This window comes from Actinocrispum wychmicini (genome assembly GCF_004345645.1).
Classification (GTDB): Bacteria; Actinomycetota; Actinomycetes; order Mycobacteriales; family Pseudonocardiaceae; genus Kibdelosporangium; species Kibdelosporangium wychmicini.
The window spans coordinates 511,789-537,481 of sequence record NZ_SLWS01000007.1 but is presented as its reverse complement, the minus strand read 5'-3'; the positions used below and the strand labels follow the sequence as shown (position 1 = coordinate 537,481).

The window sequence follows — 25,693 nt, the reverse complement described above, 5'->3', positions numbered from 1 at the left end:
CGTCACGGCGACGATGGGCGCGCGGGAACCTTCGTCTGGTTCATGTCCTCGATTGTCTGCCACAGCCGCAGTGCCCGTCCGCGGTGCTGGCGGGCCAGGTCGTGGACGCCAGCGGCGGCATCCAGGTCGCCGATCAGTTGCCAGCACGCGGCCTCGTCCTGGCGGTCGCCGTGCCGGTGGAACAGGTCCGCCGCGCGCCGCAACGCCGGGCTCGCCCGGTCCCGGTCGTGCTGACCGGCGTACACGCGGCCGACTTCCAGCAGTGTGTACGCGGCGCACCGCTCGTCGGCCAGTTCCTCGAAGGTGGCCAACGCCTGCCGCAGGCAGTACAGCGCTTCGTCCGGATCACCGAGCCGATCGTGCAGCCGGCTGAACCGCCGCAGCACGACCGCCACCCGATGCCCGTCGTCGAGCGCCATGGCCTGGCGCAAGGCCGCGTCGAACCAGGACTCCGCTTCATCGAGATCGCCCTGCACGAGCCGCATCACGGCCATCGCGCAGGATAGCTGCGCTTCGAGGTGCCGGTCGCCCTCAGCGACCGTGATGGCCAGCGCCTGCTCGACGCGGTCGACGGCTTCGTCGTAACGGCCCTGCACCCGGCTGACCGTGCCCAGCATCGCCACCGACAACGCTTCGCCGCGCTTGTCCCCGCCGTCCTGGCTTAGCCTGACGGAGGATTCCAGGGTACGGGTCGCCCCGTCGAACTCGTCTCGGTAGATGTGCAGCTGGCCAAGACCGCGCAGCAGCACCGACGCGCCGCGCACGTTGCCGGCGGCCTCGGCAGCGTCCAACGCGAGGCGGTGCCCGTGCTGCCAGTCCTGGTACAGGCACCGGTGGTCGTAGTAGGTCACCGTGCTGGCGGCCAGTTCCCAGGCCATCTCGTCCAGTCCCCGGTCCACGGCCAGTTTCACGGCGCCGAGCAGGGTGTCGCGTTCCGCGTCGAACCAGCCGACCGGGTCGGCCAGCAGCCGGTCCACGACCGCGTCGGGCAGCGACCGGCGCGGCGCCGAACCGGGCGCGGCGACCAGCAGCCCGGCCGGCAGCCGGTCGGTGCCACGGCCGGCCAGGTCGAGCCAGGTGGACAGCACCCGGATGATCGCGTCCCGCTTGTCCGCCGCCGGCAGCTGGGCGGCGATCTCCACGGCACAGGTCCTGATCAGGTCGTGCAGCCGGTATCGCGGCTGGCCGATGGCGTCGGTGGCGGTCAGCCGCACCAGGCTGGCGTCGACGAGGGTGTCCAGCACCTCCTCGGCGTCCGAGCGGTCCAGCAGCGGGCCGACCACCCAGCCGGGCAGGGTGTAGGCGCCGAGCAGACCCAGCAGGCTCAGCGCGCGCACCGCGTCGGCCGGCAGCAGCCGCACGCTCAGTTCGACGCTGGCTCGCACGCTGAGGTCCCCGATCCGCAGCTCGGCCAGCCGCCGGGACTCGTCCTCGATCCGTTCCCGCAGCACCCGCAGCGACCAGGCCGGGCGGCCGGTGAGCTTGGCGCCGGCGATCCGGATCGCCAGCGGCAGGTTGCCGCAGCAGTCGAGGATCGCGTCGGCCTCCGCCGGCTCCCGTTCGACCCGCCGCCGCCCGACGATGCCGGTGAACAACTCACGGGCCTCGGCCGGGCTCAGCACGTCCAGGTCGATGTGCCGGGCGCCGGGAAGGTGCGTCAGCAGAGTGCGGCTGGTGATCAACACGGCGCAACCGTCGGCCCCGGGCAGCAGCGGCAGCACGTGATCGGCGTGACCGGCATCGTCCAGCACCACCAGCATCCGGCGGTCCGCCAGCAACGACCGGTAGAGCGCGGCCCGTTCGGACAGGCCGTGCGGGATCGCACTGCCGGCGATCGAGAGTGCACGCAGCGCCTCAGCCAGCATCAACGCTGGGTCTCGCGGCTCGTCCGATGTCGCGGCGAGGTTGAGGTAGAGCTGGCCGTCGGGGAAGGCGGCGCTCGCCAGCCGCGCGGCGTGCGTCACCAGACTGGACTTGCCGACACCAGGACCGCCCACGATGACGACCACCGGGGCGCGGTTCGGCGCCGACCCGTCGAGCAGTCGGGCGACCTCCGCCAACGCGTCGGCGCGGCCCACGAAGTCGGAGACGTCGAGCGGCAGCTGGCGCACCGGCATCGCCATCGTCGGCCCGTCAGCCGCCGCGCCCGAACTGTCCGAGGGCCCGTTTGCCGAGACAGGGGCCGCCAGGGCGGGATCGGCGGCCAGGATGCGCCGATGCAGCGCCTGGATCGGCGGGGTGGGGTCGACGCCGAGTTCGCCCGCCAGTGTCCGGCGCAGCCGCTCGTACACCTGCAGCGCCTCGCCTTGTCGCCGGCACCGGTAGAGGGCGACCATCAAGTGTTCGGCGACATGCTCGTCGTAGGGGTGCTCGCGGAGTATGGCGGTCAGCTCCTCGATGACCTCACGATGACGCCCCAGGTCGAGTTCGATGCTCAGACACAGTTTGCGCGTGGCCGTTCGCTTCTCGTCCAGCCGGGCCGCGTCGATCTCCAGGACCCGGCTGGAGATGTCGACCAGGGCGTTGCCGCGCCAGCCGGCCAGCGCCCGCCGCAGCGCGACAGCGGTGTCGAACGGGTCCGTGTGCCGTTCGGCGAGGTGCCGCTGGTGGTCGAACTCCAGCAGGTCGAGCTGATCCGGGGCGAGGTGGATCTGGTAGCCGCCGCGCCGGGTGCTGATCAAGGAGCCGGGTGCGCCGCACGCGGCGAGGTTGCGGCGCAGCCCGGAGACGGCGTCCTGGATCTGACGGACCGCGGTGGCGGGTGCCTTCTCGTCCCACATCACGGCGACGAGCCGTTGCATGGCCACAACGTTGTTGGCGTCGACCAGAAGCGCGGCCAGCATCTTGGCCTGTCTTGGTCCGTCGAGCCGGACCTCGCGCCCGGCGATCTCGGCGTGTAACGGCCCCAGCACGCCGAATCTCATGTTCCCCCCGGCACTTACTTTTCAGCGCCGATCCCCAGACCGACCTCGCACTAGGACGAATCTAGGACGATCAACGGACCCGTGTCCATAGCGTCCCGTGGGGGTTTCCAGCCCGTTATCGCAAGGGTGGCGCATGCAGGATCATGGCGAACAGTTGGGTGTTGATCTCAACGAGTTATATCGGACCGCGCACTATCTCGCCGCGGTCCACACCGACTTCGAACAGGCGGTACGCGACGTGGACGCCGCGCAACCGCCGGGCGACAGCGGGCCGTGGACGGCGATGGTCCCTGTCTGGGACGCGTTGCGATCGGTGATCGTCAGCATGCTCAGCGGCAACGCGGAGACCATCGGTGACACGTCCCTCACGCTGAGGGTGATCGTGCAGCGGTACGCGGAGACCGATCAGGCGGCCGCGGCCCGACTCACGTCGCTTGAGCAGTCCGACATGAACGAGCAGGGGTGGTGACCGTGGCCTTCGCCGACGACCTGACGCTGCTGGCGACCAAGATCGAGGACACTGTCGTGTGGATGGCCCGCGAGAGGTGGCAGGCGCAGCACAACAACCCCGCGATGGGGATCGGGTACGCACCCGACTTCTACATGGTCCCGGACCTGGTCAGGAAGCACTTCGGGATACAGGACGCGTTCCAGCCGTGGTCGTTGTTGCCCGACCCGGCCGCGTTCCAGCCGGTCACCGACTCGCTGTCGCGGGCGATGGGGATGCTGCGGGTGGACGCGCAGTTCAGCAACCCGGTCGATCCGTCCGACCAGTTCGGCCTGGCCCGACAGGAGTTCCAGGCGCTGGTCAACACCGATCCGATCAACAGCTGGAGCGGCGCGACCGCGGACAACTTCCGCACCCAGTTCCTGGACCACTTCAAAGCGAACACCGAGAACGAAACGGTCATCATCGCGGTGCTGAAGGCGGCCGCCGAGGCACAGCGCGCGGTGTGGGCCAACGCGCGCAACGACGTCACGTCGATCGGCCAGAAGACGTTGGCCGCGTTGCACAACGGCGGGTGTGATCAAAGCGCCTGGGTGATGGCGTTCAGCGTGCTGGCCGGGATCGCCTCGATCGCGGCGGTGCCGCTGACCGGAGGTGCTTCACTGGGGTTGGCGTTGACAGTCACCGCGATCGGCGCGGTCGGCTCGATGGCGACCAACGCGATCCCGCTGGCGAGCGGCAACGACTCGATGTCCTACAAGGGGAGCAGCATGGAGGGCGCGATCGCGGCGATGAAATCCGCCATGGCCGGGCTGCAACAGCGCGTCGAAGCCGCGCAGGTGGCCATCGAACTGTCGTTGACCGGGAACCTGGTCTTCGTCGAAAGCGAGATGCGGTCGCTGTTCCAGATGACCAAGCCGACGCTGGGCCGCGACGACCCCGGCTTCACCCCGGGTCGCTGACCGGAATGGACACGCTGGCCGAGCGACTGGACCGGATTCACCTGCGGGTGCGGGTGCCGGGCATGGCGATCTACGGCGAACTGAGCGACCGGCGGCGAATCGCGATCAGCTTCGGCGAGGACACCTACCCGTGGATGAACGAGCCCCGGCTGGAGCAGGCGTTGGCGGTGGTGGCCCGGCTGCTCACCGCCGGCTGGGCGCAGGAGTACCACCGGGCGATGCGCAACTCCGGGCTGGAGGTGTCGTTGTCACCGGACCTGCGCGACGACGACTACGAGCAGGCCAGGGCGGAGCTGACCGCGACCGGCGCGTCGGCGGACGGCTTGGTGACCATCTCCGCAGTGAACCTGCGGGACTTCGCTGTGGGCATCACCCGGGGCACCATCCGGGAGGTGCCCGAGCGGGAGTTCGTGGCCAGCGCCAACGAGGCGGCCGCCGCGTTCCTGGCCGACCACATGGCCAAGATCCGCGAACTCCAACACCGGCATCTCAGCTGACCAGCGACGTGTCACAAGGTGATGACGACTTCGCCGCGCCCGGCATCTCCTGGCCCGTGACCACGTGATGCGCAGGCCGGCGGGCGGGATCGTGCTGGGGGCGACGGCCGGTGCGGCCATCGCCTTCGTGTTCGACGCACCGGGTCCGGGTCCGGGCCCGGGGCTGGAGATGGTCGCGCTCGGGCTGCTCGGCCTCACCGCGATCGGGGCGGCCGGCTGCTCCGCACATCGAACCTCGGCCGTGACCGCCGCGTTGGCCATCGCACCGGGCACGGACCTCGTGCTCCGCGATCGCACTGGAAGACCCGCGCTCTGGTCGACTGGGCCGCGGGACGTCCTTTCGCGTGGGTCGACGATGAGATCACCGACACCGATCGGGCCTGGGTGTCCGCACACCACCGTGGACCTGCTCTGCTCCATCGCGTCGATCCCCAGTCTGGGCTCGTTGAGGCCGACTACGCCGCCCTCAGTGAATGGCTGCGGCAGGCGGGAACACCAAGCGCTTGGCCCACCGCTGCACCCTGACCGTTGCGGTCAACTCTGCTTCCAGCCCAAACTCTCCAGCAGGTCGTTCACGTACTCGCGCTCGCCACGGTCGAGCCTGTCCGGGTCGATGTCGAGAACGGGCGCGATGTCGTCCCTTGTCATCGTCCTGGGGTCGAAGACGGTCAGGATCGCCAAGAGCTGGGCCTCTCGGCCATCGCGTTCCTCCACAGTGGCCGCCACCGCGAGCACGCGCACGACCACCCTGGCCTCGAACGCGGAGAACGATCCCGCCCAGTCACGGACGGTGTCCGCGCCTTCCACGCGGTCCGCGGGCTTCTCCGAGACGATCAACGCGAGCAGTTCACCGAGTCGTTCGCGGCCGATACTCATCTACAGTCCCGGAAACTGGAACGGCCATGGGATGTGCGCGGCGTTGGCGGCCACTGGGTCGTAGTACGGGCTGAGTGGGTTGTGGACGTTTCGTGGGTAGAGCGTTCCGGAGATGTCCTGGTACCTCGCTCCGATTTGGACTCGGTAGGTCTCTCCGCTGGCCGAGTTCGAGCCGGGTGGGGCGGTGCCGTCCGGGCCGTGGATCCGGAGCCGGACGCGCGTGCCGTCCGCGTTTCGCCACGCGAATTCGATGCCATACTGGGCACCTCCGTTCGGGTCCGGTTTGAGGCCGCGCACGCTGGCATCGTCGGGGACGATGGACATCGGGTCGATCCCGCGCAGATCGTAGCCCCTGCCCGGGGCGAGCGGTCGTAGCGCGGGAATGTCGTCCCCGCACGTCCATGCCATCAGCGCCCGGGTTCCGTCGAAACGGTTCCAGCCGCCGGTGTGGCAGGTGTTGGTGAGCTGGATCTGGGACCGGGCGGCTTCGTGCTGGCCCTCGGGGCGGCCGGGGCCGGGTTCAGTGGGGTTGCAGGCCAGCATGGTGGCCAGCACACCCGCGCAGCCCGCGCCGACGACGGGGGAGAGGGCCTCGCCGAGGCACGACAGGATCGTGCCGTTCAGACCGCATTGCCCGATGGCGTCCGTCCCGGCCGTGACACCGGACAGGAGCCCGCTGTTGGCGATGACTCCCGCGTCCGCGACGATGCCGTCGATCCGGTTGGGGTCAAGGGTGTTCACCCAGGACACGCGCCAGTCGTCGTGCCAGGAGTTGAGGTACCAGCCGGTGTCGGACCAGAAGCCGTCGGACCATACCTTGGTTCGCCGGGCCCAGTCCTGGGTGTAGTCGTCCTGGCGGACGAACCGGTAGGTGCCGCTGGCCCACGAGGTCGACTGGGACCACGCTTTGACCTGGTGCAGGGTGGTGTCGTGGATCAGCACAGGCGGCGGGGGTGGCGGCGGCGGTGGGGTGGGGGCGACAGGCGGGGTGCGTGGGCCAGGCGCCGGTGCGGGATCAGGCACCGGCACGGTTTCCATCTGCGGCAACGGTTCGGCGCAACCGCACCACAGGGTCTGGCCGCACCCGCGGCCCTGGACACAGCCGACCTGGAAGTAGTCCCGGGACCGGGCGTCCCACTGGTCGTACCGGATTCCGTTGTGGACGACACCGGTTGGCTTAGGGAGGAGCAGGGAGGCGAGTCCGCCGAGGACCACGGTGCCGAGGATGGCTACGCCGCCCCCGAGGAGTTCGCCGGCGACGGCACCCGCGGGGCCGAGGACGCTGCCGACGCACCCGCCGACTCCGGCGGCACCTCCAACGAGACCGCCGACCGGTCCTGCGGCCCCCAAGCCGATGGTGGCCTGGAGGCTGATGGAGCCGCAGACCGCGGGCGTCTCCGCCCAGTGCCCGGTGGGGTCGGTGTTGGTGACCGGGTTGGCCGCGCCGTAGCCGTACCGGTTTCCGGAGTCGACGCTGTCGCGGGCGGTGAAGCCACCGGTTGACGGCTGATACCAGCGGGCGTCCATGTCGACCCGGCCGGTGGCGGTGTCGGTCCAGTCGCTCTGGAAACCCAGCGCCGACTGGGTGCCGGTGGCCGCGATCCGCGCGCCGAACGGGTCGTACTTGGTGCGTCCGGCCAGTGGTGCGGGTGCCGACGCCGTCTGTTTCGACGGCGTCCATCCAACGGTGTCGCCGTGCCCGTTGGTCAACGGTATCAACGAACTGCCGTTGATCTGCGCGGCGACGAGGTCCCCGCTGAGGCCACGGGCATAGGTTTCGCCTGGCGCGACAACGGGATCGCGTTCGAGACCGTCGTATTCGAACCTGTCGCCGTTGCGTTCGGCCAGCCGCCCCAGGGCGTCGTACCGGTAGGTCACGCCGGCGTCGGCGACCATCTGGTCGAACGCGTCGAACGTCGAGGTGCTCGTCGCGCCGCCCGCTACCGTGGTCGTAGCCAGGGTACCCCGAGGGGTGTACTGGTAGCTGACGTCCTGGTTGGTGTGCGCGGTGGTGAGTCGGTCGCGTTCGTCGTACGTCCACGACCCTGTCTGCACCGGCGGGTCGGTCCCGGTCGCGGTCTGTTCGGCGACCCGGTTTCCGGCGTTGTCCGAGGTGTAGTCATGGGCTGGTGCGCCGCCGCCGGGTGCCCATCGGGTGAGGCGGTTGCCGAGGTCGTAGGCGTAGGTGGAGCTGGCGGCCGGGTCGTTGGCGACGATCTCCGAGGTGACGTTCCCGTTGCTGTCGTAGCCGTATCGGACGTCGTGGGTGACTGTGCCCGCGGCATTGGTTGAAGCGATCAGATTGACGCGGCCCCGCTGGTCGTAGCCGAACGACCGGCGCAGGCCGTTGGGCCAGGAGATCTGGTTGAGCTCGCCGGAGTTCGCGTAGTACTGGTAGGTCCGGCGCAGGCCGGTCAACGGATCGGTGGCCTCACCGAGTTGACCGTCGGGACGCCAGTAGAAGTTGCTGACACCGGCCGGGTCCTGGCGGCTGGTCATGTGGCCGTCGGCGTCGTAGTCGAAGGTGGCGATGGTCGCGTCCGGGCCGTTGGTGGTGAGTACCAGGCCACGGTCGGAGTACGCGAAGGTGCGGGTCTGGTCCGGATGGGTGATCGAGCCGATCCGGCCCGCGAGGTCGTATGTCCACGTGCGACGGACGGGTGCGCCCGCGCCGCGGCCGTCCTCCTGCCGGAGCCGGCCGGCGGCGTCGTAGCCGCGGTCGATCGTGACACCGCCGGGTTCGGCGAGGGTGACCGGGAGGCCGCCCGCGTCGTACGTCGTGGTCCATCGCCGGTCGGCCAGTGCGGGATGTGCGGCGGTGGCTGGTTCGGTGACCGACGCGACCTTGCCGAGCGTGTTGTACTCGTAGGTGGTGGTGTTGCCGCGGCCGTCGGTGACCCGGACCGGGTTGCCCGCGATGTCGTACCCGGTCGACCGGGTGGTGATGGACTGTCCCGCGGAAACCTGTTGCGTGGTGGACACGACCCGGTCGAGTGCGTCCACTTGGAACGTGGTGCGGGCGCTGTTCGGGGCGACGACAGCGGTCACGTTGCCCGCCCGGTCGTACTCCGATCGGGCCACCGCGAGCTCGGTGCCGTCCGCGGCGCGCTGGCGGCTGAGCACCGCCCGGCCCGCCTGGTCGTACTCGGTCTCGACAGCGCGGCCGGCCCGGTCGGTCTGCTTGGTGACCCGGCCGGCCAGGTCGTGGTCGTAGCTGATCGGCTTGGTCGCGCCCGGCAGCCAGACCTTGGTCACCTCGCCGCCGGCGTTGTAGTCCATCCGGACTACCAGACCCATCGGGGTCTCGATCCGGGTCAGGTCGCCGACCCCGTCATACGTGTAGTTGGTGTGCAGGTAGTTCGTGCCCGAACTGGTCTGCCGGACAACCTCGGTCCTGGTCACGACCCGGCCGACGGAGTCGTACCAGTACTCGACGCGGGCACCGGTCGGGCCGACGGTCGCGGTCCGCTGCCCAGCCGCGTCGTACTCGTACTTCGTGACCGGCCGCAGTCCGTTGTCCAGCACGGGTGCCCGGACTTCGGTCTGTCGTCCCGCGGCGTCGTAGACGTAGTCCGTGACCTTCCCCCGCGCGTCCGTCTCCCGCAGCAGCAAGCCCGCGGCGTCGTACGACCGGGTCGTCGTCGGCACCAGCGGTGTGCTGGATCCCGGTGGGGTGTAAGCGGGATACCGGGTTTCGACGGCGTGACCGGCGTCGTCGTAGCCGGTCGTGGTCACGTCACCCTTGGCGTCCTTGACATGGGTGAGCTGACCGAACGCGTCATACCCGTACGTCACCGTCGGCCGGGCTGGGCCGCCGGGTTCGACAGCCGCTCGATGTCCCGTGCTACTGGTCGCCCTGCCGAGTTCGTCGTACTTGGTGTACGCGGTGTAGTCCGGATCGTCGGGCTGGTTGGGTGTCACGCCGCGCGGGTCCACCGCGGAGGTAGTCAGTCCGCGCTGGTCGACCTGGAAGTGGGTTTCCAGCTTCTCATTGCCCAAGGTGCGGACCGTGCAGGTGAGTGCGCCGGTCGCGGCCCGGCAGTAGTCGGTTCGCTCGGTGCGGCCGCCGCCGGTGACCGTCTCGGTGACGAGTTGGCCGAGCTGGTTGTAGTCACGGTGGTCCGTCCGGTTCAGGCCGGCCGGATCCAGGACGGTGTCGACGAGTTTGCCTTCGCCGTCATGGTGGTTGCGCACGAGTCGGGAACCGCCGGTGAGTTCGGACGTGATCCGCCCGTCGCCGTCGAACTCCCGGTTGAACAGCTCGATCTCGCCGGTGGAACCGTACTGGGCCCGGGGCGCGCGGTAGACCAGGTCGTCGCCGGTCCAGAAGTACGTCGTCTTCCGCCCCAGCGCGTCGGACTCCTGCACCCGCCGTCCGCCCTGGTCGTACGCGTACAACGCGGTGGTGATCACCGCGCCAGCGCCGTTCGTGCGGCGTTCCTCCATCAGACGGCCGGCGTCATACCATTGCTCGGTAACGGTTCCGTGCGGATCGGTCACTCGCACCACACCGGAATCCTGTGTCGCGGAAGCGGTCCGGCGTGCTCGCAGATAGCTGTACGTCGTCGTGCCGCCGTCGGCGTCGACCACCTTGGCGGGTCTGCCGTTGCTGTCGTAGGTGGTTTCCGTGGTGCGGTCACCGGCACGGCGGGCGGCGCCCACGGCCGGGCAAGCGACGGGAGTCTCCACGGTCTTGGTGACGAGCCCGCTGCCGTCGTACTCGCGGCAGATCCGAAGCTGTTGCGCCGCACCGGTGACGGCGTTGGTGGTCGCGGGCCGGATCTCCTCGACCGCCCGCCCGGCCGCGTCCAGCACGAACCGGGTCTGCACGCCGGCCGGATACGTGGTGGTGTACTCGGTCGCCGAGACACGACGTCCGAGGACGTCGTAGTCGTACGCGGTCTTGCGGCCCACAGGGTCGACGACCTCGGTCACGTCGCCGTTTCCGTTGTAGGAGAACGTGGTCGTGGCCCAGTTGCGGACGGTGGTACGCGGCAGCCCGGCGGGCATCTTGTCCCCGCCCGGCGGCGATGTGCCGCCCCGGCGCGGGCCGGCCGCGGCATCGCCTCCGGTGGTGTACGTGAAGGTGGTGAGCGGCCCGCCCGGCGTCTCCGGCACCGGATGGCCACGGCGTTGCGTCAGCCTGCCGGCGGTGTCGTAGCCGAACATGTCGCCCTGCTGCGAGTCGTTGCCCTCCCTCGGGGTCATCACGATCCCGCGCATCCGGGTCTTGTCCGGATCACCGTTGACGTCAGGGAAGTAGGTGGCGTTGTGGGTCACCTGGGTGTTCGGGTCCCGGAACAGGATGTTGCCCGTCAGGTTCCCCCACGCGTCGGTCCGCAGTTCCTTCACGTTGAGGTTCTCGTCGACGAAGCCCTCGAGCCTGCCGGTGACGACGCCGTAGTCCCATGACCGGTGCGGGGCGGTCGCCGCGTCCGCGATCCCGCCGTGGCTCAGGTCCCGCAGCCGGTTCACCTCGTCGAACCGGTACGTCTCCTGCCGTATCCCGCCTTCCTCACCCTCGGCGTCCACCACGACGTGCACGGTCGCGCCGCCGAAGGAGTTGTAGTTGGCGAGATAGTCGGTGCCGGCGTTCTCCCTCGGGGTGAACACCTTGACCGTGATCAGCGTGCTGCGGTCGTTGCCCCAGATCCGGTAGGACTTTGACGCGGCGCCGTTCGGCTCCCAGTTGTTGTCGCCGTCCGGATACGGCCGGACGACCCGCCGGCCCGCCCGGTCGGCCCATTCCGTGCCGTAGGTCGCGCACGCGTTCACCGGGTCGCAGACCTTGGCCAGATCGCCGTCGCAGCCATAGGAGTACGTCCAGTGCGCGGTTCCCGCGACGATCTCCGCGACCCGCGGTGGCGGAGCCGGCTGCGAGCACCCGGCGTTCGTCGTCACCCAGCCGACCGTCAACGACCGCCCGGACGGCTGCTGGGTCACCGTCGTGACCTGCCCGGCGGTGTTGCGGGCCAGCGCCAACGCACCCACGCCGGTGGTCTCGACCGTCCGCAGCTCGCCGGCCGGACCGAACGTCAGCACCTGCTGGTCCGCTCCCCGGACGGTGATCACGCCGTCACCTGCCACCGACAGCCGGTCGGTCGACCCGGTGTCCGCCCGCGTCACCCAGCCGCCGCCGGACTGCCTGGCGAAGATCTCCTGCCTGCCGTCGGGATACGTCACCGTCAGCAGCTGGTTGTCCGGGCTGTACTGCGCCGAGGCGTCGAACATGGACAGCCAGCCGCGACCGAACGCGCCGGGAACCTGGGCCGCCTCGGACGAGTACGTCCGCTGAACCGTCAGCGGCACACCGACTCCGGCCACGTCGGCGTCGGTCTCAGTGTGGACCCAGGTGCCGTACGGCAGGACCATGCCGCCGACGTTGGTCAGGCCGAGCCCGGTCCCGACCGTCCGCCACTTGTCCGGCACCGGTACGACCACTCGAACCTCGTTCGGCGGCGCCCAGCCCGCGTCCGGGGTGGTGATCTTGCTGTCGCTGACCCGGGCGCTCCAGTAGAACGTGTCGTTCCAGCCCAGGACGTTCACCGGCACCGGGTAGCCGTCCGACGTCTGCCAGTCCGACACGACACAGCCCGCGGTCAGCGCGGCGTCCCGGCACACGATGAACTGGTAGGTCAGCCACACCCCGGGCCACGCGTCCGGATCGACACCCGACACGAACAGCCGCGGCGTGCGTTCCTTGACAGTGCCGTGGTTCGGCGGGCTCAACAGGGTCAGATTCGGCGCCTGGTTCCGGATCGTGTACAGGATCGCGTACGTGCACACCGCGTTGTGCGAGAACCAGCCCGGACCGTCGACCCACAGGTCCCACTTGATCTGCCATGTCGCCGGCGCCAGTGCCGCGATCGTCGCGTCCACTGTGGCCGAACCGCCGTTCGCGACAGCGCCGGACAACGGCGTCCGCGGGTAGTCACCGGGTACCTCCACACCTGCGCTGTCGAACAGGTGGTATCCCAGCGAGGTGTGCCCGGCGGGCCAGGTCTGGCTCCCTCGGTTGACCACGGACACCCGTGCCACACCGGGACTGTTGTTCGTCGGCGTGGTGATGATCCCACCGCCGCTGTAGGTCGCGAACCACTGCTCGCCACCCACCGGCGCGCAAGGGTCCACATCGGACGCTGCCTTCGCCTGGCGCGGTGCCGTCATCCCGGCCGCTGCGGGCTCGGGCTTGACCGTCGTCTGCTTGGCCCTGGCCCGAATCCGGTCCGTTACCGCCGCGGAGTCCGCCACGAACTTGTCGTACGTCGCCCGTGCCGGCGACCCCGCCGGCGGTGGACTCGGCTTCGCCGGCTCCGCCACCTGCGGCGGAACCTGACGATGCGCCGCGGGCGACGGCTTGCTCCTCCCACCCGCGCCGTCATGCCCTTGACGATCGGCGACCGCCGCGACGGCGACCGCGGGCATCGGCACGACGACCGCGCCGAGAACGCTCAGACACATGAACACAGCCGCGAACCGGCGCCTCATCGGACCCCCATCTCGCCATCGCGCAAACGGGACGATGTTCACTCGCGGACCACATCCGGGGCAAGTGCCCGAACGTCTCAATTCCCCTGCGTACGGATGAACAACAGGCCCGCACGCGGATTTAGATCGAAGTTTGATATAGTTTCGGCGTGCACACAGCTCGGGCCGTGCAGCGGCTGACCCTCGCCATCGAGGACTTCAACTCGGTGTTCATCCGGCTCCCGACCTCGGACCGGCTGACCTTCTCCACCCTGTCCGTGCTGCACACCCTGTCGAGGACGGGGCCTTGTCGGCTGAGTGACCTGGTCAGGACGGAGCAGATCAAGCAGCCAGCGCTCACGTCGGCGGTGGCGAAGTTGGAACGCGACGGACTCGTCGAACGCAGGCCCGATCCGAGCGACGGGCGGGCCTCGATGTTGTCCCTCACCGCGGCTGGCCGGTCAGTTGTGTCCCGACGCCATGCCGATCGCGTGCAGGGGCTGCGCGATCTCATTGATCGACTCCCGCCTGCCGACCGCACGCGGCTGCTGGGCATCGCGGACGTACTCCGGCAGATCGTTCGACTCGCCAACGAGAAACCTCATGGGAGGAGCGGGAAGTGAGCACAGGAGTGCATGCGCTGTCGCCAACGCCGATCGCCGTGGAGGAGCGGGTTCTCGAGGACCTGCGGGCGCGGCTGCGGGCCACGATCTGGCCGGAGGACGCTGGGAACGAGGACGGTCGGTACGGCGTCCCCAGGGCCATGCTCCAGGAGTTGGCGCGGTACTGGGCCGAAGAGTACGACTGGCGAGCCGCCGAGCGCGCGATGAACGCCTACGAGCACTACCTGGTCGATGTGTCCGGCACACGTGTGCACTTCATGCGCAAGCCGGGCGTCGGGCCCAGTCCCACCCCGTTGATCCTCAGCCACGGCTGGCCCTGGACCTTCTGGCACTGGTCGAAAGTCGTCGACCGGCTCGCCGACCCGGCCGCGTTCGGCGGCGACCCGGCGGACGCGTTCGAGGTGATCGTCCCCTCGTTGCCGGGCTTCGGGTATTCGACACCCACCCGACCGGACATGAACTTCTGGAAGATCGCGGACGTCTGGCACGAACTGATGACCACGACCCTCGGCCACACCCGGTACGCCGCGGCGGGTTGCGACGTCGGTGCCCTCGTCACGGGACAGCTCGGCCACAAGTACGCCGACGAGCTGTACGGCATCCACATCGGATCAGCCCTGAAGCTCGACCTGTTCACCGGCGACCGGGCCTGGGACTTCTCCGGTGGCCGGGCCATTCCACCGGAGCTCCCCGACGACCAGCGGCGGAGACTGGTCGAGATCGAGGGAAAGTACGCTGTGCACCTCGCCGCGCACCTGCTCGCGCCGAGCACCCTCGGGTACGGACTGGCCGACTCCCCGGTCGGCATGCTGGCCTGGGTCCTCGAACGATGGATGAAATGGTCCGACAACGGCGGCGACATCTACACCGTGTTCACCCGCGACGACCTGCTCACCCACGCCACGATCTACTGGACCGGCAACGCCATCGCCAGCTCGATCCGCACGTACGCCAACAACAACCGATACCCCTGGACACCCTCGCACGACCGGACGCCGGTCATCGAGGCACCGACGGGGATCACGTTCGTCGACTACGAGAACCCGCCGGGGGTTACCAGCTCGACAGCGCGGATCGAGTCGTTCCTGGCAAGCGACCGCGCCGCCTGGTACAACCACGTCAACATCGCGGCCCACCCCACAGGCGGTCACTTCATCCCCTGGGAGATCCCGGAACAGTGGACCACGGACCTGGTCCGGACCTTCAAGTCGCCACCAGCAGGGTGAGCAGCCGGACGGCTCGCACCACTGCTACGGCGAATCATGGTGGAACTACTCCAACGGCAGCGTGCCGGTCAGGCCGAGCTGGACCTGCAACTTCTGACAGGATCGATCAGGTCCGTCGCTCGCCGGCGACGACCACGGCGTGGACCTTGGCCCGCAGCAGTGAGTCCGGTCCTTCGGTGAACGGGTCACGGTCGAGCACGACGAAGTCCGCGGCCAGCCCCTCGGCGAGCCGCCCGGTGAGCCGCTCCCATCGGCAGGAGTACGCGCCGTGGCGGGTGGCGTGCGCGAAGGCGTCGGCCAGGCCCAGGGCGTAGCCGGGGATGTTCGCGGGGAGCCGTGGATTCGTGGCGGATCGGCGGGTTGTGGCGATGTACATGTTGGGCAGTGGCGGGTGCGGCGCGGTCGGCGCGTCCGATCCGAACGCGACCACTGCTCCCGCGGCGGTGAACTCGGGCCACGGGTAGCCACGGTGGACCCGGTCGTCGCCGAGCATCGCCCGCCAGTTGTCCTGAATGGCCGGATCGGCGTGCACCGGCTGCATGGACGCGACCACCCCGAGCCGCGCCAGGCGAAGCACATTCGCCTCGGTCACGGTCTCCAGGTGTTCGATCCGGTGCCGGCGGTCGCGTGGCCCGTTGGCCGCGATCGCCCGCTCCAGTGCGGAAAGCGCGATGTCCGAGGCACTGTCGCCGATGGCGTGCATGGCCACCTGGAGCCCGGCCGCGTCGGCCGCCGTGACCACGGCGGTGAGCGCGTCGAGATCCCAGATGGGGCCGGGGTGGCTGCCGTCGGCGAACGGTGCGCTCATCGCCGCCGTGCAGCTGTCGATCACGCCGTCGACCATCAGCTTGATGCCGGTCACCCGCAGCCATGGCCCGGACAGCCGGCGGGACAGCTCCGCCGCGGCGGCCACCTGCGCCACCTCGTCCTCGGTGCGCCCGGTGCGTTCGACCAGCCAGTGCCCGGCGACCCGCAGCGGCAGGCGGCCACCGCCACGCGCGAACGCCCGTTCCAGCGTCGCGAGCTCCTCTGTGCCGAGAGCCATGTCCACCGCCGCGGTGACACCGTCGGCGACGTAGTGCTCGAACGCCGCTGCCAGGGCGACGTCCCGCTCGGCGTCGCTGACCGTGCTGTCGAGAAACCGTCGCATCAGCAGCAGCGCGGCGCTCTCGTACAGCATTCCGTCCGGTTCGCCTTCGGCGTCACGGCCGACGCGCCCGCCGATCGGGTCCGGGGTGTCCGCGTCGATCCCCAGCTCCCGCAGGGCGGCGGTGTTGACCCACGCGGAGTGCATGTCGTTCGCGGCGAGGTAGACCGGGCGGTCGGCCACGGCCGCGTCGATCATGTGCCGGTCAGGTGTCCGGCCGTCGAGCGCGCCGAACAGCCAGCTCCGGCCGAGGACGCGCGGGGCTGCGGGATCGGCCGCCGCGGCAGTGGCCAGCCGGTCCTGGATCTCGGCGAGGTCGGCGGCGTCGAACAGGTCCACCTGCCGCAGCGACTTCCCCAGCGAGAGCAGGTGGGTATGCGCGTCGACGAACCCGGGCAACACGAACGCCCCGTCGAGCTCGACGACACGGGCGCCGTCGGCACGCGAGTCCGCGGCGGCGGTGTCGCCGGCGAACTCGATCGTGCCGTCACGCGCGAGCAGAGACTCCGCCCAGGCCGGCTCGCCGGCGGTGAAGATCCGCCCGCCGCGGTAGTGCACCAGGTCCAGTCCGGTCATATGGCTTCCTTGGTCCGTGGCCGGCTCGCGACGGCGTAGATCACCGCCGAGGTGATCATGCCGGCCGGCAGTGACAGATCGATCCCGGCGGCGGCGTTCGCCACGAAACCGGTGTACAGCCCGGGAACGGCGAGGCAGGCGGCGGCGACAACGGCCCCGGCGACCAGCGCGACGATCCCGGCCCAGTTGACGCCTCCGGTGTACCAGAACGGGCTGTTCTTCGTCTGGTCGTTGAGCGCGTGGCCGTCGTAGTCGTTGCGGCGCAGGAAGATGTCCACGACGTAGATCGCCATCATCGGGCCGAGCAGCGCGACCATGAGCTGCAGCAGATTCCTGACCGAGTCAAGGAAGTTCGACACCAGCAGCGCGTACAGGGTGAGCAGGACGCCGACGGTGCCGTCGAGCAGGACGCTGCGGGATCGGCGGATCCGCAGGCCCATCGCCTGCAGGGCCAGCCCGGAGCTGTACGCGGTCATGGCGTTGTTGGCGATCGCGCCGAGGATCACGGCGATCAGGAAGACCGGGGTGAACCAGCCCGGCAGCACCTGGGCGAGGGCCGTCTGCGGGTCGCTCATGTCCAAAGTGGTCGCCGCGAACGCGCCGAGCGCGGTGAACAGCACGCTCGGCACGAACGCACCCAGCGTGGTCCATCCGGCGATCGCGGCGGGCCGTGTGGAGCGCGGCAGATAACGCGCGAAGTCCGCGCTGTTGTTGTACGACAACGCGGCGGACGCGACCAGGGCGAGGCCTCCGGCAAGGGCGGCCCATAACTCGGTGCCGTGCAGGTCCGCCGCCGGCTGGTAGGCCCAGTCCGTGTGGCCGACGACGTAACCGGCCAGCACCACGAACACCGCTGCCAGCGCGAGCGTCAGGGGTGTGTACAGCTTCACGATCGCGCCGTGCCCGTACACGCTGATCACCAGCGTCACGGCCGCGATGCCGACGATCACCAGCACCTTGCCCAGGACGTTCAGCTCGATCCCGGCGCGGGCGAACAGGCTGAACGCGGTCACCGACGCGGCCGCCCAGCTGAGCGCGACGTAGCACACCGACACGAACCAGCCGTTGATCCCGATGACCACCCGGTTGCCCCGCACGCCGAACATCGCCCGCATGATCACCTCGCTCGGCGCCCCGGCGGCTGGGCCGCTGACGGCGACCACCCCGACCAGCGCCCAGAACAGGTTCCCGACGACGATCACCGCGATGGCCTGCCACAGGTTCAGGCCCATCAGGACAAGCGCGCCACCGACCACGAGGCTCAGGTAGCTGACGTTCGGAGCCGCCCAGACGCCGAACAGTTGCCGGGCGCGGCCGTGCCGTTCCTCGTCGGCGATCGCGTCGATGCCGTGCGCCTCGATCCTGATGCCTCGGCCGGTCAGGGGCAGTTCGGCGGACGGGGACGTGGGTGTTGATGCCATCGGAACCTCCGGAACAACGCTGTTCGTCGGGACTGGATCAGGTACTCGGCAGCAGCGGCGGCGGCACCCGCCGCGCACCGGTGGCTTCGAACGCCGCGGCGAGCCGCAGCAGGGTGATGTCGTCGTGGCCGCGGCCGGCGAACGTCAGCCCGGCGGGCATCCCGATGTCGGCCATGACGCCCATCGGCACGGTGACCGTCGGGATGCCGAGATGCCGCGGGACGAGGTTGCCGTTCGCCACCCAGACACCGTTGCGCCAACCGTCCTCGGCCGACACCAGGTTCTTGTCCATGTCGGCGCGGCCCACGTCGGCCACTGCCGGGAAGCACACGGCGGCCAGGCCGAGATCGTCCAGCCATTCGTCGAAATCGGTGCGGCGGGTCTCTTCCAGGCCACGTATTCCGTCGGCGAGTTCCGGGATGTCGGTGAAGTGTCCATCCGGGACCTGTCCGGGATACGCGGCGATGTCGTCGTCGAAGCCGTCGTAGCGGTCCGGCAGGGCGCCCTCGGGACGCGGGAAGATCCGGCCGCCGTCCACCTGGGCGAGCCGGTTCAGCGCCGGATCGCCGTTGGCGCGCAGGAAGTCGTCCCACGCCCATGCCGCCAGGTCGACGATCTCCCGCTGCAGGAACTCGGGACGCACCAGCCCGCGCGTCCGGATGGTCGGGGCTCCGGGCCGGTCGCCCTCGTAGTTCGAGACGACCGGGAAGTCCACAAGCACCACCTCGGCGCCGGCGGCTTCGAGATCCCTCCGGGCCGCCTCCCACAGGGTCAGTATGGAGTCACGGGTGACGATCCGCCGTCCGGTCGCGCCGCCGATGCCTGGACTGGCGGCGGTCCCGGCGTCGGGGTCCGCGTTGACGTACATCTTCGGCACCCCGAATCGCCGTCCGGCAAGGAGTTCCGGCGTGGCCGCAAGTGCTCGGTAGGACGCGGGGCGCACGTGCGGGATCGGCACCCACGGCTGGGCACGCCAGAAGTCGCCGCGCGTCTCGGGGTCGTCGGCGACGATCACGTCCAGCACCTCAAGCATGTCCGCCATGGTGCGGGTGTGCGGGACGACCACGTCCATGGTCGGGACGAGCGGCCAGTTGCCCCGCACGGAGATCACGCCACGGGACGGCGTGTAGGCGCACAGGCCGTTGTTCGACGCGGGCGCCCGGCCGCTGGACCAGGTCTCCTGACCGAGGCCGAACGCCGCGAAACTGGCGGCGGTGGCCGTGCCGGACCCGTTGGAGGAACCGGACGCGAACGCGGCGGTGAGGTAGTCGGCGTTGTACGGGCTTTCGGCACGGCCGTACAGTCCGCGCTGCATACCGCCGTTGGCCATCGGCGGCATGTTCGTCAGTCCAATGAGGACGGCACCACCGGCGCGCAGCCGTTCGATCACGAAGGCGTCGCGCTGCGCGGTGAGTTCCGCGAACGCGGGGGAGCCCGCCGCCGCGACGAGTCCCCGGGCGAGGTAGCTGTCCTTTGCGGTGTAAGGAATCCCGTCGAGCGGGCCGAGCGTCTCACCGCGGGCGCGGCGCTCGTCCGAGGCACGCGCGTCGGCCACGGCGGACGGGTTCATCACCACGACAGCGTTCAGCTTCGAGTCGTACGCTTTGATCCGCGCCAGATAGACGGCGAGAAGCTGCTCGCTCGTCGTCCGGCCGTCGGCCATCGCCGCGCGTAGCTGCGCGATCGTGGCCTCGACAACGTCGAATCCGCTCATCGCCCGCTCCCAACGACCGGCTGCTGCTGGGTGATGCAGTGGACACCGCCGCCACGGGCCAGGATCGGGCGCGCGTCGACGGTCACGACCCGCCGGCCGGGGTACGCCTCGGCGAGGATCCCGGCGGCCACCGCGTCCGCCCGCGCGTCGCCGTAACCGCACGCGATCACGCCGCCGTTCACCGGAAGGTGGTTGACGTAGTTCCAGTCGACGAAGCCGTCGGCGTCGCGGAGAGTGGTCGGCGCGGGTAGCTCGATGATCTCGAACTCCCGTCCGTCGAGCGCCGCACGGACCTCCCTCATCACGGCGTGGTCGGGGTGGCCGGGATCGGGCTGGGCGTGCAGCAGCAGCCGGCCGGGTGACGGGATCGTCGCCACCATGTCGACGTGCCCGCGAGTGCCGAGTTCCGCGTAGTCCCTGGTCAGGCCGCATGGCAGCCAGATCACCCGGGTCGCGCCGATCGTGCGCCGCAGCTCGGACTCGACGCGAGCCTTGGTCACGTACGGGTTGCGGCCGGGGTCGAGCTGGACGGTCTCGGTGACCAGCACGGTGCCCTCGCCGTCGACGTGGATCGCGCCGCCTTCGTTGACCAGCAGCGAGCTGACCGGTTCCGCGCCCGACTCGTCCGTGACGAGCCGGCCGATCTCCCGGTCGTGCTCCCACGACGCCCAGTCCGCGGCGCCCCAGCCGTTGAACACCCAGTCGACCGCGCCGAGCACACCGGGCCGTTCGTCGTCGACCACGAACGTGGGGCCGATGTCCCGCATCCAGAAGTCGTCGAGCGCGGCTTCGACCTGCTTGACCTCGCCACCCAGCAGGCGCCGGGCCCGTTCGCGCTCGCTCGGGTCGACGACCATCACCACCGGCTCGAACTCGGCGACGGCGTTCGCGACCGTGGCCCACGCGGCGTATGCCTCCTGCGCCGCGGCCGGGTCGTCGCCCAAGGTTCGGCCGGCGCGGGGGAACGCCATCCAGACGCGTTCGTGCGGCGCGGTTTCCGCGGGCATACGCCAGGCCATTCGAGCTCCCGGAGGGTCACCTTATTGATCGGTCGATCAATAGTGGCGTGACGGTAACTAGACTGGGCCGCGATGTCAACAAACGTCCGGAAGAGAGCGGAGCGGAAGGCGCCGGCGGAGCGCGCCGCGCAGATCGCCGAAACAGCCCGCGAGATCGCCCTCGACCAGGGCCTCGGCGCGGTCACCCTGCGGGCCGTCGCCGCCCGCGCCGGCGTGACACCCGCCCTGGTCGCGCACTACGCCCCGAGCATGGACGAACTGGTCGCGGACACGTTCACCACGATCGTCCAGACCGAACTGGACGAGGTCGTCGACCTGGTGGCCGGCGAGCCGACCGCCCGCGCCCGGCTGCAACGGCTGGTGGAGACCCTGTTCGATGAGGGCCGCGTGGACGTCACCGTGGTCTGGGTCGAGTCCTGGACCCTGGGCCGGCGCAACGACCCGCTCGCGGAGGCGGTCCGGGCCGCGATGGACGCCTGGCAGCAGGCCGTCGAGCAGATCATCGTGGCCGGCACGGCCGCGGGCGAGTTCACCACCGACGATCCGGCGGCCGTCGCGTGGCAGCTGATCGGCATGATCGACGGCCTCAACGCCCAGGCCCTCCTCCGCTGGGGCCGGCCGGCCGAGCGCAGCTCACTGACCGTGCGGGCGGTCGAGGCGATGCTCGGCGGTCGATGACTGAAAAAGATTTCGCCGGGGATGTCGAGTACGGCGTGGCGGCTCCGTCTCCGGGGCAGACGCGGCCAGCGTGGCCGCGCGTGCCGAAAGGGACAGCCATGCGCAAGCTCATCGTCCAGCAGTGGGTGACCGTCGACAACATCGCCGCGGAGGAGGACGGCGGCCTCAGCTTCGTGTCGGGGGAGCCGTTCGACGACGAGGTCACCGACGACCCCTTCAAGAACGCCGTGATGGGCTTCATCGACTCGGTCGACACGATGATCCTCGGCGCGAACACCTACAACCAGACCAAAGGCTACTGGCCACACGCCGAGGAGCAGGGCGAGTACGGCAGGAAGCTCAACAACCTCACCAAGTTCGTCGCCTCGTCGAAGCTGGATGACGCCCCCTGGGGCGACTTCTCCGCCGCGGGGGTGACGCGCGACCCGGTGGCCACCATCCGGGAGCTCCAGGAGCGGAGCGGCAAGGACATCTGGCTGTGGGGGAGCTTGACGCTCATGCGGTCCCTGCTGGCCGCCGGTGTGGTCGACGAGGTCCGGATGCTGGTCTGCCCGGCGTCACGCGGCACGGGAACACGCGTTTTCGAGGATCGCCAGGACCTGAAGCTGGTCGAGGCCACCGGGTTCGACAACGGCGTGGCCCTGCTGCGCTACCAGATCAAGAAGTAACCTCAGTACCTGGCGAAGAAGTACGGCACCCGACGGGGGAACAGGCTGGCCAGTTCGGCGGCGGAGTCCGTTGGCACGTGCCCGAAGCCGCGAAGGTCCACATCGGACGGATCGAGCACGCCGTACACCAGGCCGGCGAATCCGGCCGCGTTGAGCGTGACCGCCGGGTCGCCCCCGGTGGTGACGTCCAGCGCGCCGGATGTGCCGTCCAGTACGTACTTTCCGGCGATGTACGGGTCGTCCACGATCTCGACGGACACGTGTCCACTGCCGACTGGCATGCCGTGCAACCCAGCCACGGACAGCACCCGAGCCATCGGCGCGGCTCCGGTCGGGTAGGTCACGTCCGTCTCCACCCGCACGGCCAGGTCGGTGGCCCAGAGTTCGGGATGCTCGTCCGGGGCGATCCGGACGCTGACCTCGCCGACCTGGTCGGCGTGCCGGGCGAAGAACTGCAGCAGCAGCGCCCGGCCCAGCGGTGTCGTGGCCAGCAAGTCGTCGGCTTGCAACGTTTCGGCGTGCCCGGTGATGGTGTACGCAACGGCACCGACCACATTGCCGTCAACCCGCGCGGCCGCCAGCCACTTCTCGTTCTTGTCCCGCGCGTACACGTCCCGCGAGTCCGGCAGCACCGAGAACCCGTGCCGCTGCGGCAAGATCTCCAGGGCAAGGGCCCGGTAGTCGTCGTATCCCTCGGCGATCGGCCCCCAGGTCACCTCGCCCGGCAGGTCGGCGCGCTGCAGATACGTCAGGTCGGCCGGGTTGAACCGCGCGGTCCTGGCCTTCGGCACGCCGACATAGCCGAACCGGTCATAGAACGACGGTCGGAACGGGTACTGCGCCGACACAACGAACCCCGAGTCCCGCACCTGTCCCAGCAGCTCGGTCAGCACCTGCCGGACGAGCCCACGCCGCCGGACCTGCGGCATCGACGCGACCCCGGACAGGCCCGCCAACGGCACGACGTGCCCGCGGACGTTCTGCCGCATGGGTATCGCCGAGGCCGAGACCACCGCCTGGCCGTTCTCCTCGGCGATCAAGGTGACGCTGTCGACGTAGTACTTCTCGTTCGCTTTCAGCTTGGTCGCCAGATCGGGCGACACCGGCGACGGGGAGAACGCGTACCAGTCGGGAGGGGTGCTTTGGAGAAGGCGCTCATCAGGCGCCTGCCTGCGGATCTGCATCAGCTACACCCTAATCTTGGGCGTAGTGGGTGCAACCGGATTGATCGTGTTACGCCGGACCGACCTGGTAGACGAGCAGGGCGATCTGCACCCGGTTCTCGGCGCCGGTCTTGGCGAGGATGCGGGAGACGTGTGACTTGACCGTGGCCTCGCTCATCTTCAGGTCGGCCGCGATCACCGCGTTCGAACTGCCCGCGGCGACGGCGTTCGCCACGTCACGTTCCCGATCGGTCAACCGGTCGAGCCTGCGGCGCGCGTCGTCGGTCGCGGTGGGGTCGGGGTGCCCGATCGTGGCGACGAGTCGTTTGGTGATCGCTGCGGAGAACACGGAGTCACCCGCGGCGGCGACGTGCACGGCCCGGATGATCTCCTCGGGGGCGGTGTCCTTGAGCAGGTAGCCGTTGGCGCCGGCGCGCAGCGCCTCCACGACGTAGGTGTCGATCTGGAAGGTGGTCAGGACGAGCACTGGGTGTGTGTAGCCGTTCGCCCGCAGCTCCCGGGTGGCCGCGATGCCGTCCAGCACTGGCATCTGCAGGTCCATGAGGACGACTTCGGGCGCCATGTCGCGCACCATCGCCACCGCCTGGCGGCCGTTGGTCGCCTCCGCCACGACGCGCAGGGTGGGGTCGGCGGACAGCACCATCCTGAGGCCGGTGCGCACCATGGCGTCGTCGTCGACAAGTAGCACTTGTGTCACATCCACGGCAGCTCCGCGTTCAGCACGAACTCTCCTGCGTCGGTTCGACCATGGCTCAGGCTCCCACCCGCGAGGACGGCCCGCTCACGCAGGCCGACGAGCCCACGACGTGACCCTGGCACGTCCAACGAGTCGGCCACCGCCACGTTGCCGACGCGCACCTGCAACAGGCCGTCGGCGCGGCGCACCAGCACCGAGACCTCGGCCCCTGCGGCGTGCTTGCGGGCGTTGGTCAGCCCTTCCTGCACGATCCGGTAAGCGGCCCGGCCGATGCTGGGCGGCGCGTCACGCAGGTCTCCGTGCACCGACAGCGTGATCCGTTGACCCGCCGTGCGGGCCTCGTCGAGCAGGTCGTCGAGTCGGTCGAGTCCCGGCTGTTCGAGTGTCGCGGCCTCGTCGGCGCGCAGCACGCCGAGTGCGGTGCGCAACTCCTGCAGTGCCTGCACCGCCGCCGACCGGATGAGATCCCCCGCGGATCGCACGTCTTCCTCGGACAGGCCGGTGGCCACGGTCAGTCCACCGGCGTGCAGAGCGACCAAGGAGACGCGGTGCGCGACCGCGTCGTGCATCTCCCGGGCGATCCGCGCCCGCTCGGCGTACAGGACCTCGGCCTCACGCAGCTCCTGCTCCCGCTCGACCCGTTCGGCCCGTTCGCGGTAGGAGTCGACGAGCTTGTGCTGCGTCTGCTGCAGCGCCCCCCAGGCGCTGAACGCCGCCGCCATCGCCACATTGACCGCGATGGTCAGGCTGAGGGAGTTGTTGCCTGCGTACACCAGCCAGAACACGCAGCCTGAGACGACGTTGACGACGGCCACGGCGAGCGCGACCCGCAGCCGGCGACGGCGGGCCACCGCGTAGAGCGCGAGCATGTTGGCCAATCCGGCCGAGGCGATGACCGCGGCGACACCGGCCAGGACCACGGCCAGGACGACGGGTGCCCGGTGACGCAGGACCAGCGCGAGGCTGGCGAGCGCGCCCACGGCGATATCCAGCACGCGCGCTACACCGCCGGGCCCGGCTTCCAACACCCCGTAGAGCAGCGACAGCCCGCCGGCGAACGAGAGCAGCACCAACGTCGCCGTGCGCGCTACCGCCAACCAGTCCGGCCTGCGGGTGGTACCCGCGTCGTCGATCACCTGCCCGAGACTAGACAGCGCCGTCGCTCGGGCATCCGTCGATGGACGGGGGGTGACTGCGACTTTCGTCGATCCGACGACCACCCAGCGCCGATGCCGCCGATGCCGTCGACCGCCAGTGTCACCACCATGAACAACGACAACGACGCGGCACGTGCCCGGCACCCGTTCCGCACGCTGGTCACCGACGTCGTCCGGCCTGTCCGGCGTGACATCGACCCGACGAGCAGGCGACGCCTGGTCGCCCGGCAGATCGTGGTCCTCGCCGGTGCGGCGGTGACCCTGGTCCAGGTCATCGTCTGGCTGATGATCGCCATCCTCGGCGGTGGACTGCGCGCACCGTGGTGGCTGTGGACCGCCGTCCCCGTGGCGATCGCCGTCGGCGTGCTCACCGGCATCGAGCGGTTCCGAACGGATCGGAGTGAATGAC

At 69.9% G+C, this 25,693-nt stretch carries 18 protein-coding genes; 8 read left to right on the top strand and 10 right to left on the bottom strand.

What is annotated here, in order from left to right; all coding sequences use genetic code 11:
• Window positions 1-2: 2 nt before the first annotated feature.
• A complete protein-coding gene (locus EV192_RS32385) occupies window positions 3-2,924 on the bottom strand; it encodes an AfsR/SARP family transcriptional regulator (protein WP_132122200.1) in 2,922 nt (973 codons plus the stop codon).
• 133 nt (window positions 2,925-3,057) lie between these two features.
• Here EV192_RS32385 and EV192_RS32380 point away from each other — a divergent pair, with 133 nt between their 5' ends.
• From EV192_RS32380 to EV192_RS32370, 3 genes are read left to right on the top strand one after another with little or no spacing between them, the layout of a single operon-like run.
• On the top strand, window positions 3,058-3,393 hold the full coding sequence (locus EV192_RS32380) for a hypothetical protein (protein WP_132122198.1): 336 nt from the start codon (window positions 3,058-3,060) through the stop codon (window positions 3,391-3,393).
• A complete protein-coding gene (locus EV192_RS32375) occupies window positions 3,390-4,334 on the top strand; it encodes a hypothetical protein (RefSeq protein WP_132122196.1) in 945 nt (314 codons plus the stop codon). Before EV192_RS32380 ends, EV192_RS32375 begins: the two co-directional genes overlap by 4 nt.
• 5 nt (window positions 4,335-4,339) lie before the next feature.
• Complete coding sequence (locus tag EV192_RS32370; protein ID WP_132122194.1) at window positions 4,340-4,831, top strand: hypothetical protein; 492 nt, start codon at window positions 4,340-4,342, stop codon at window positions 4,829-4,831.
• Window positions 4,832-5,365: 534 nt separating this feature from the next.
• Here the strand turns inward: EV192_RS32370 and EV192_RS32360 are convergent.
• On the bottom strand, window positions 5,366-5,707 hold the full coding sequence (locus EV192_RS32360; protein ID WP_132122192.1) for a hypothetical protein: 342 nt from the start codon (window positions 5,705-5,707) through the stop codon (window positions 5,366-5,368).
• The gene (locus EV192_RS32355; protein WP_132122190.1) at window positions 5,708-13,195 is read right to left on the bottom strand and encodes a polymorphic toxin type 30 domain-containing protein; all 7,488 of its coding nucleotides are present in this window, start codon (window positions 13,193-13,195) and stop codon (window positions 5,708-5,710) included.
• Between the two features lie 149 nt (window positions 13,196-13,344).
• On the opposite strand from EV192_RS32355, the gene EV192_RS32350 reads away from it, so the two are divergent.
• Together EV192_RS32350 and EV192_RS32345 are read left to right on the top strand one after the other, a co-directional pair.
• Window positions 13,345-13,797, top strand: a complete 453-nt coding sequence (locus EV192_RS32350; RefSeq protein ID WP_132122188.1) for a MarR family winged helix-turn-helix transcriptional regulator — start codon at window positions 13,345-13,347, stop codon at window positions 13,795-13,797.
• Window positions 13,794-15,023: an epoxide hydrolase family protein gene (locus EV192_RS32345; protein WP_132122186.1), complete on the top strand. Its 1,230-nt coding sequence runs from the start codon at window positions 13,794-13,796 to the stop codon at window positions 15,021-15,023. The genes EV192_RS32350 and EV192_RS32345 overlap by 4 nt, the downstream gene beginning before the upstream one ends.
• A gap of 106 nt (window positions 15,024-15,129) precedes the next feature.
• Here the strand turns inward: EV192_RS32345 and EV192_RS32340 are convergent, their stop codons facing one another.
• The 4 genes from EV192_RS32340 to EV192_RS32325 are packed head-to-tail and all read right to left on the bottom strand — an operon-like array spanning window position 15,130 to window position 20,900.
• On the bottom strand, window positions 15,130-16,746 hold the full coding sequence (locus EV192_RS32340) for an amidohydrolase (RefSeq protein WP_132122184.1): 1,617 nt from the start codon (window positions 16,744-16,746) through the stop codon (window positions 15,130-15,132).
• Window positions 16,743-18,167, bottom strand: coding sequence for a purine-cytosine permease family protein (locus EV192_RS32335; RefSeq protein ID WP_132122182.1), 1,425 nt, complete (start codon window positions 18,165-18,167; stop codon window positions 16,743-16,745). Before EV192_RS32335 ends, EV192_RS32340 begins: the two co-directional genes overlap by 4 nt.
• Before the next feature lie 37 nt (window positions 18,168-18,204).
• On the bottom strand, window positions 18,205-19,881 hold the full coding sequence (locus tag EV192_RS32330; RefSeq protein ID WP_132122180.1) for an amidase: 1,677 nt from the start codon (window positions 19,879-19,881) through the stop codon (window positions 18,205-18,207).
• Complete coding sequence (locus EV192_RS32325; protein ID WP_132122178.1) at window positions 19,878-20,900, bottom strand: agmatine deiminase family protein; 1,023 nt, start codon at window positions 20,898-20,900, stop codon at window positions 19,878-19,880. Before EV192_RS32325 ends, EV192_RS32330 begins: the two co-directional genes overlap by 4 nt.
• Window positions 20,901-20,972: 72 nt before the next feature.
• Between EV192_RS32325 and EV192_RS32320 the strand changes: the two genes are divergently transcribed.
• Window positions 20,973-21,578, top strand: a complete 606-nt coding sequence (locus tag EV192_RS32320) for a TetR family transcriptional regulator C-terminal domain-containing protein (RefSeq protein ID WP_132122176.1) — start codon at window positions 20,973-20,975, stop codon at window positions 21,576-21,578.
• 80 nt (window positions 21,579-21,658) lie between these two features.
• A complete protein-coding gene (locus EV192_RS32315) occupies window positions 21,659-22,246 on the top strand; it encodes a dihydrofolate reductase family protein (RefSeq protein ID WP_243727216.1) in 588 nt (195 codons plus the stop codon).
• Between the two features lie 2 nt (window positions 22,247-22,248).
• Here the strand turns inward: EV192_RS32315 and EV192_RS32310 are convergent, their stop codons facing one another.
• The 3 genes from EV192_RS32310 to EV192_RS32300 are packed head-to-tail and all read right to left on the bottom strand — an operon-like array spanning window position 22,249 to window position 25,263.
• On the bottom strand, window positions 22,249-23,430 hold the full coding sequence (locus EV192_RS32310) for a GNAT family N-acetyltransferase (RefSeq protein WP_132122174.1): 1,182 nt from the start codon (window positions 23,428-23,430) through the stop codon (window positions 22,249-22,251).
• A gap of 49 nt (window positions 23,431-23,479) precedes the next feature.
• Entirely contained in the window at window positions 23,480-24,133 is a 654-nt protein-coding gene (locus tag EV192_RS32305) for a response regulator (RefSeq protein WP_132122172.1), read from the bottom strand.
• Entirely contained in the window at window positions 24,124-25,263 is a 1,140-nt protein-coding gene (locus tag EV192_RS32300) for a sensor histidine kinase (protein ID WP_132122170.1), read from the bottom strand. The genes EV192_RS32305 and EV192_RS32300 overlap by 10 nt, the downstream gene beginning before the upstream one ends.
• A gap of 129 nt (window positions 25,264-25,392) precedes the next feature.
• On the opposite strand from EV192_RS32300, the gene EV192_RS32295 reads away from it, so the two are divergent.
• Window positions 25,393-25,692, top strand: a complete 300-nt coding sequence (locus tag EV192_RS32295) for a hypothetical protein (RefSeq protein ID WP_132122168.1) — start codon at window positions 25,393-25,395, stop codon at window positions 25,690-25,692.
• The last annotated feature ends 1 nt before the right edge of the window (window position 25,693 follow it).

Bases quoted from the DNA above. Each gene is read 5' to 3' on its own strand.
- EV192_RS32385 (WP_132122200.1), bottom strand. From the start codon at position 2,924: ATGAGATTCGGCGTGCTGGGGCCGTTACACGCCGAGATCGCCGGGCGC.
- EV192_RS32380 (WP_132122198.1), top strand. From the start codon at position 3,058: ATGCAGGATCATGGCGAACAGTTGGGTGTTGATCTCAACGAGTTATAT.
- EV192_RS32370 (WP_132122194.1), top strand. From the start codon at position 4,340: ATGGACACGCTGGCCGAGCGACTGGACCGGATTCACCTGCGGGTGCGG.
- EV192_RS32360 (WP_132122192.1), bottom strand. From the start codon at position 5,707: ATGAGTATCGGCCGCGAACGACTCGGTGAACTGCTCGCGTTGATCGTC.
- EV192_RS32355 (WP_132122190.1), bottom strand. From the start codon at position 13,195: ATGAGGCGCCGGTTCGCGGCTGTGTTCATGTGTCTGAGCGTTCTCGGC.
- EV192_RS32340 (WP_132122184.1), bottom strand. From the start codon at position 16,746: ATGACCGGACTGGACCTGGTGCACTACCGCGGCGGGCGGATCTTCACC.
- EV192_RS32335 (WP_132122182.1), bottom strand. From the start codon at position 18,167: ATGGCATCAACACCCACGTCCCCGTCCGCCGAACTGCCCCTGACCGGC.
- EV192_RS32330 (WP_132122180.1), bottom strand. From the start codon at position 19,881: ATGAGCGGATTCGACGTTGTCGAGGCCACGATCGCGCAGCTACGCGCG.
- EV192_RS32325 (WP_132122178.1), bottom strand. From the start codon at position 20,900: ATGGCCTGGCGTATGCCCGCGGAAACCGCGCCGCACGAACGCGTCTGG.
- EV192_RS32320 (WP_132122176.1), top strand. From the start codon at position 20,973: ATGTCAACAAACGTCCGGAAGAGAGCGGAGCGGAAGGCGCCGGCGGAG.
- EV192_RS32310 (WP_132122174.1), bottom strand. From the start codon at position 23,430: ATGCAGATCCGCAGGCAGGCGCCTGATGAGCGCCTTCTCCAAAGCACC.
- EV192_RS32295 (WP_132122168.1), top strand. From the start codon at position 25,393: ATGAACAACGACAACGACGCGGCACGTGCCCGGCACCCGTTCCGCACG.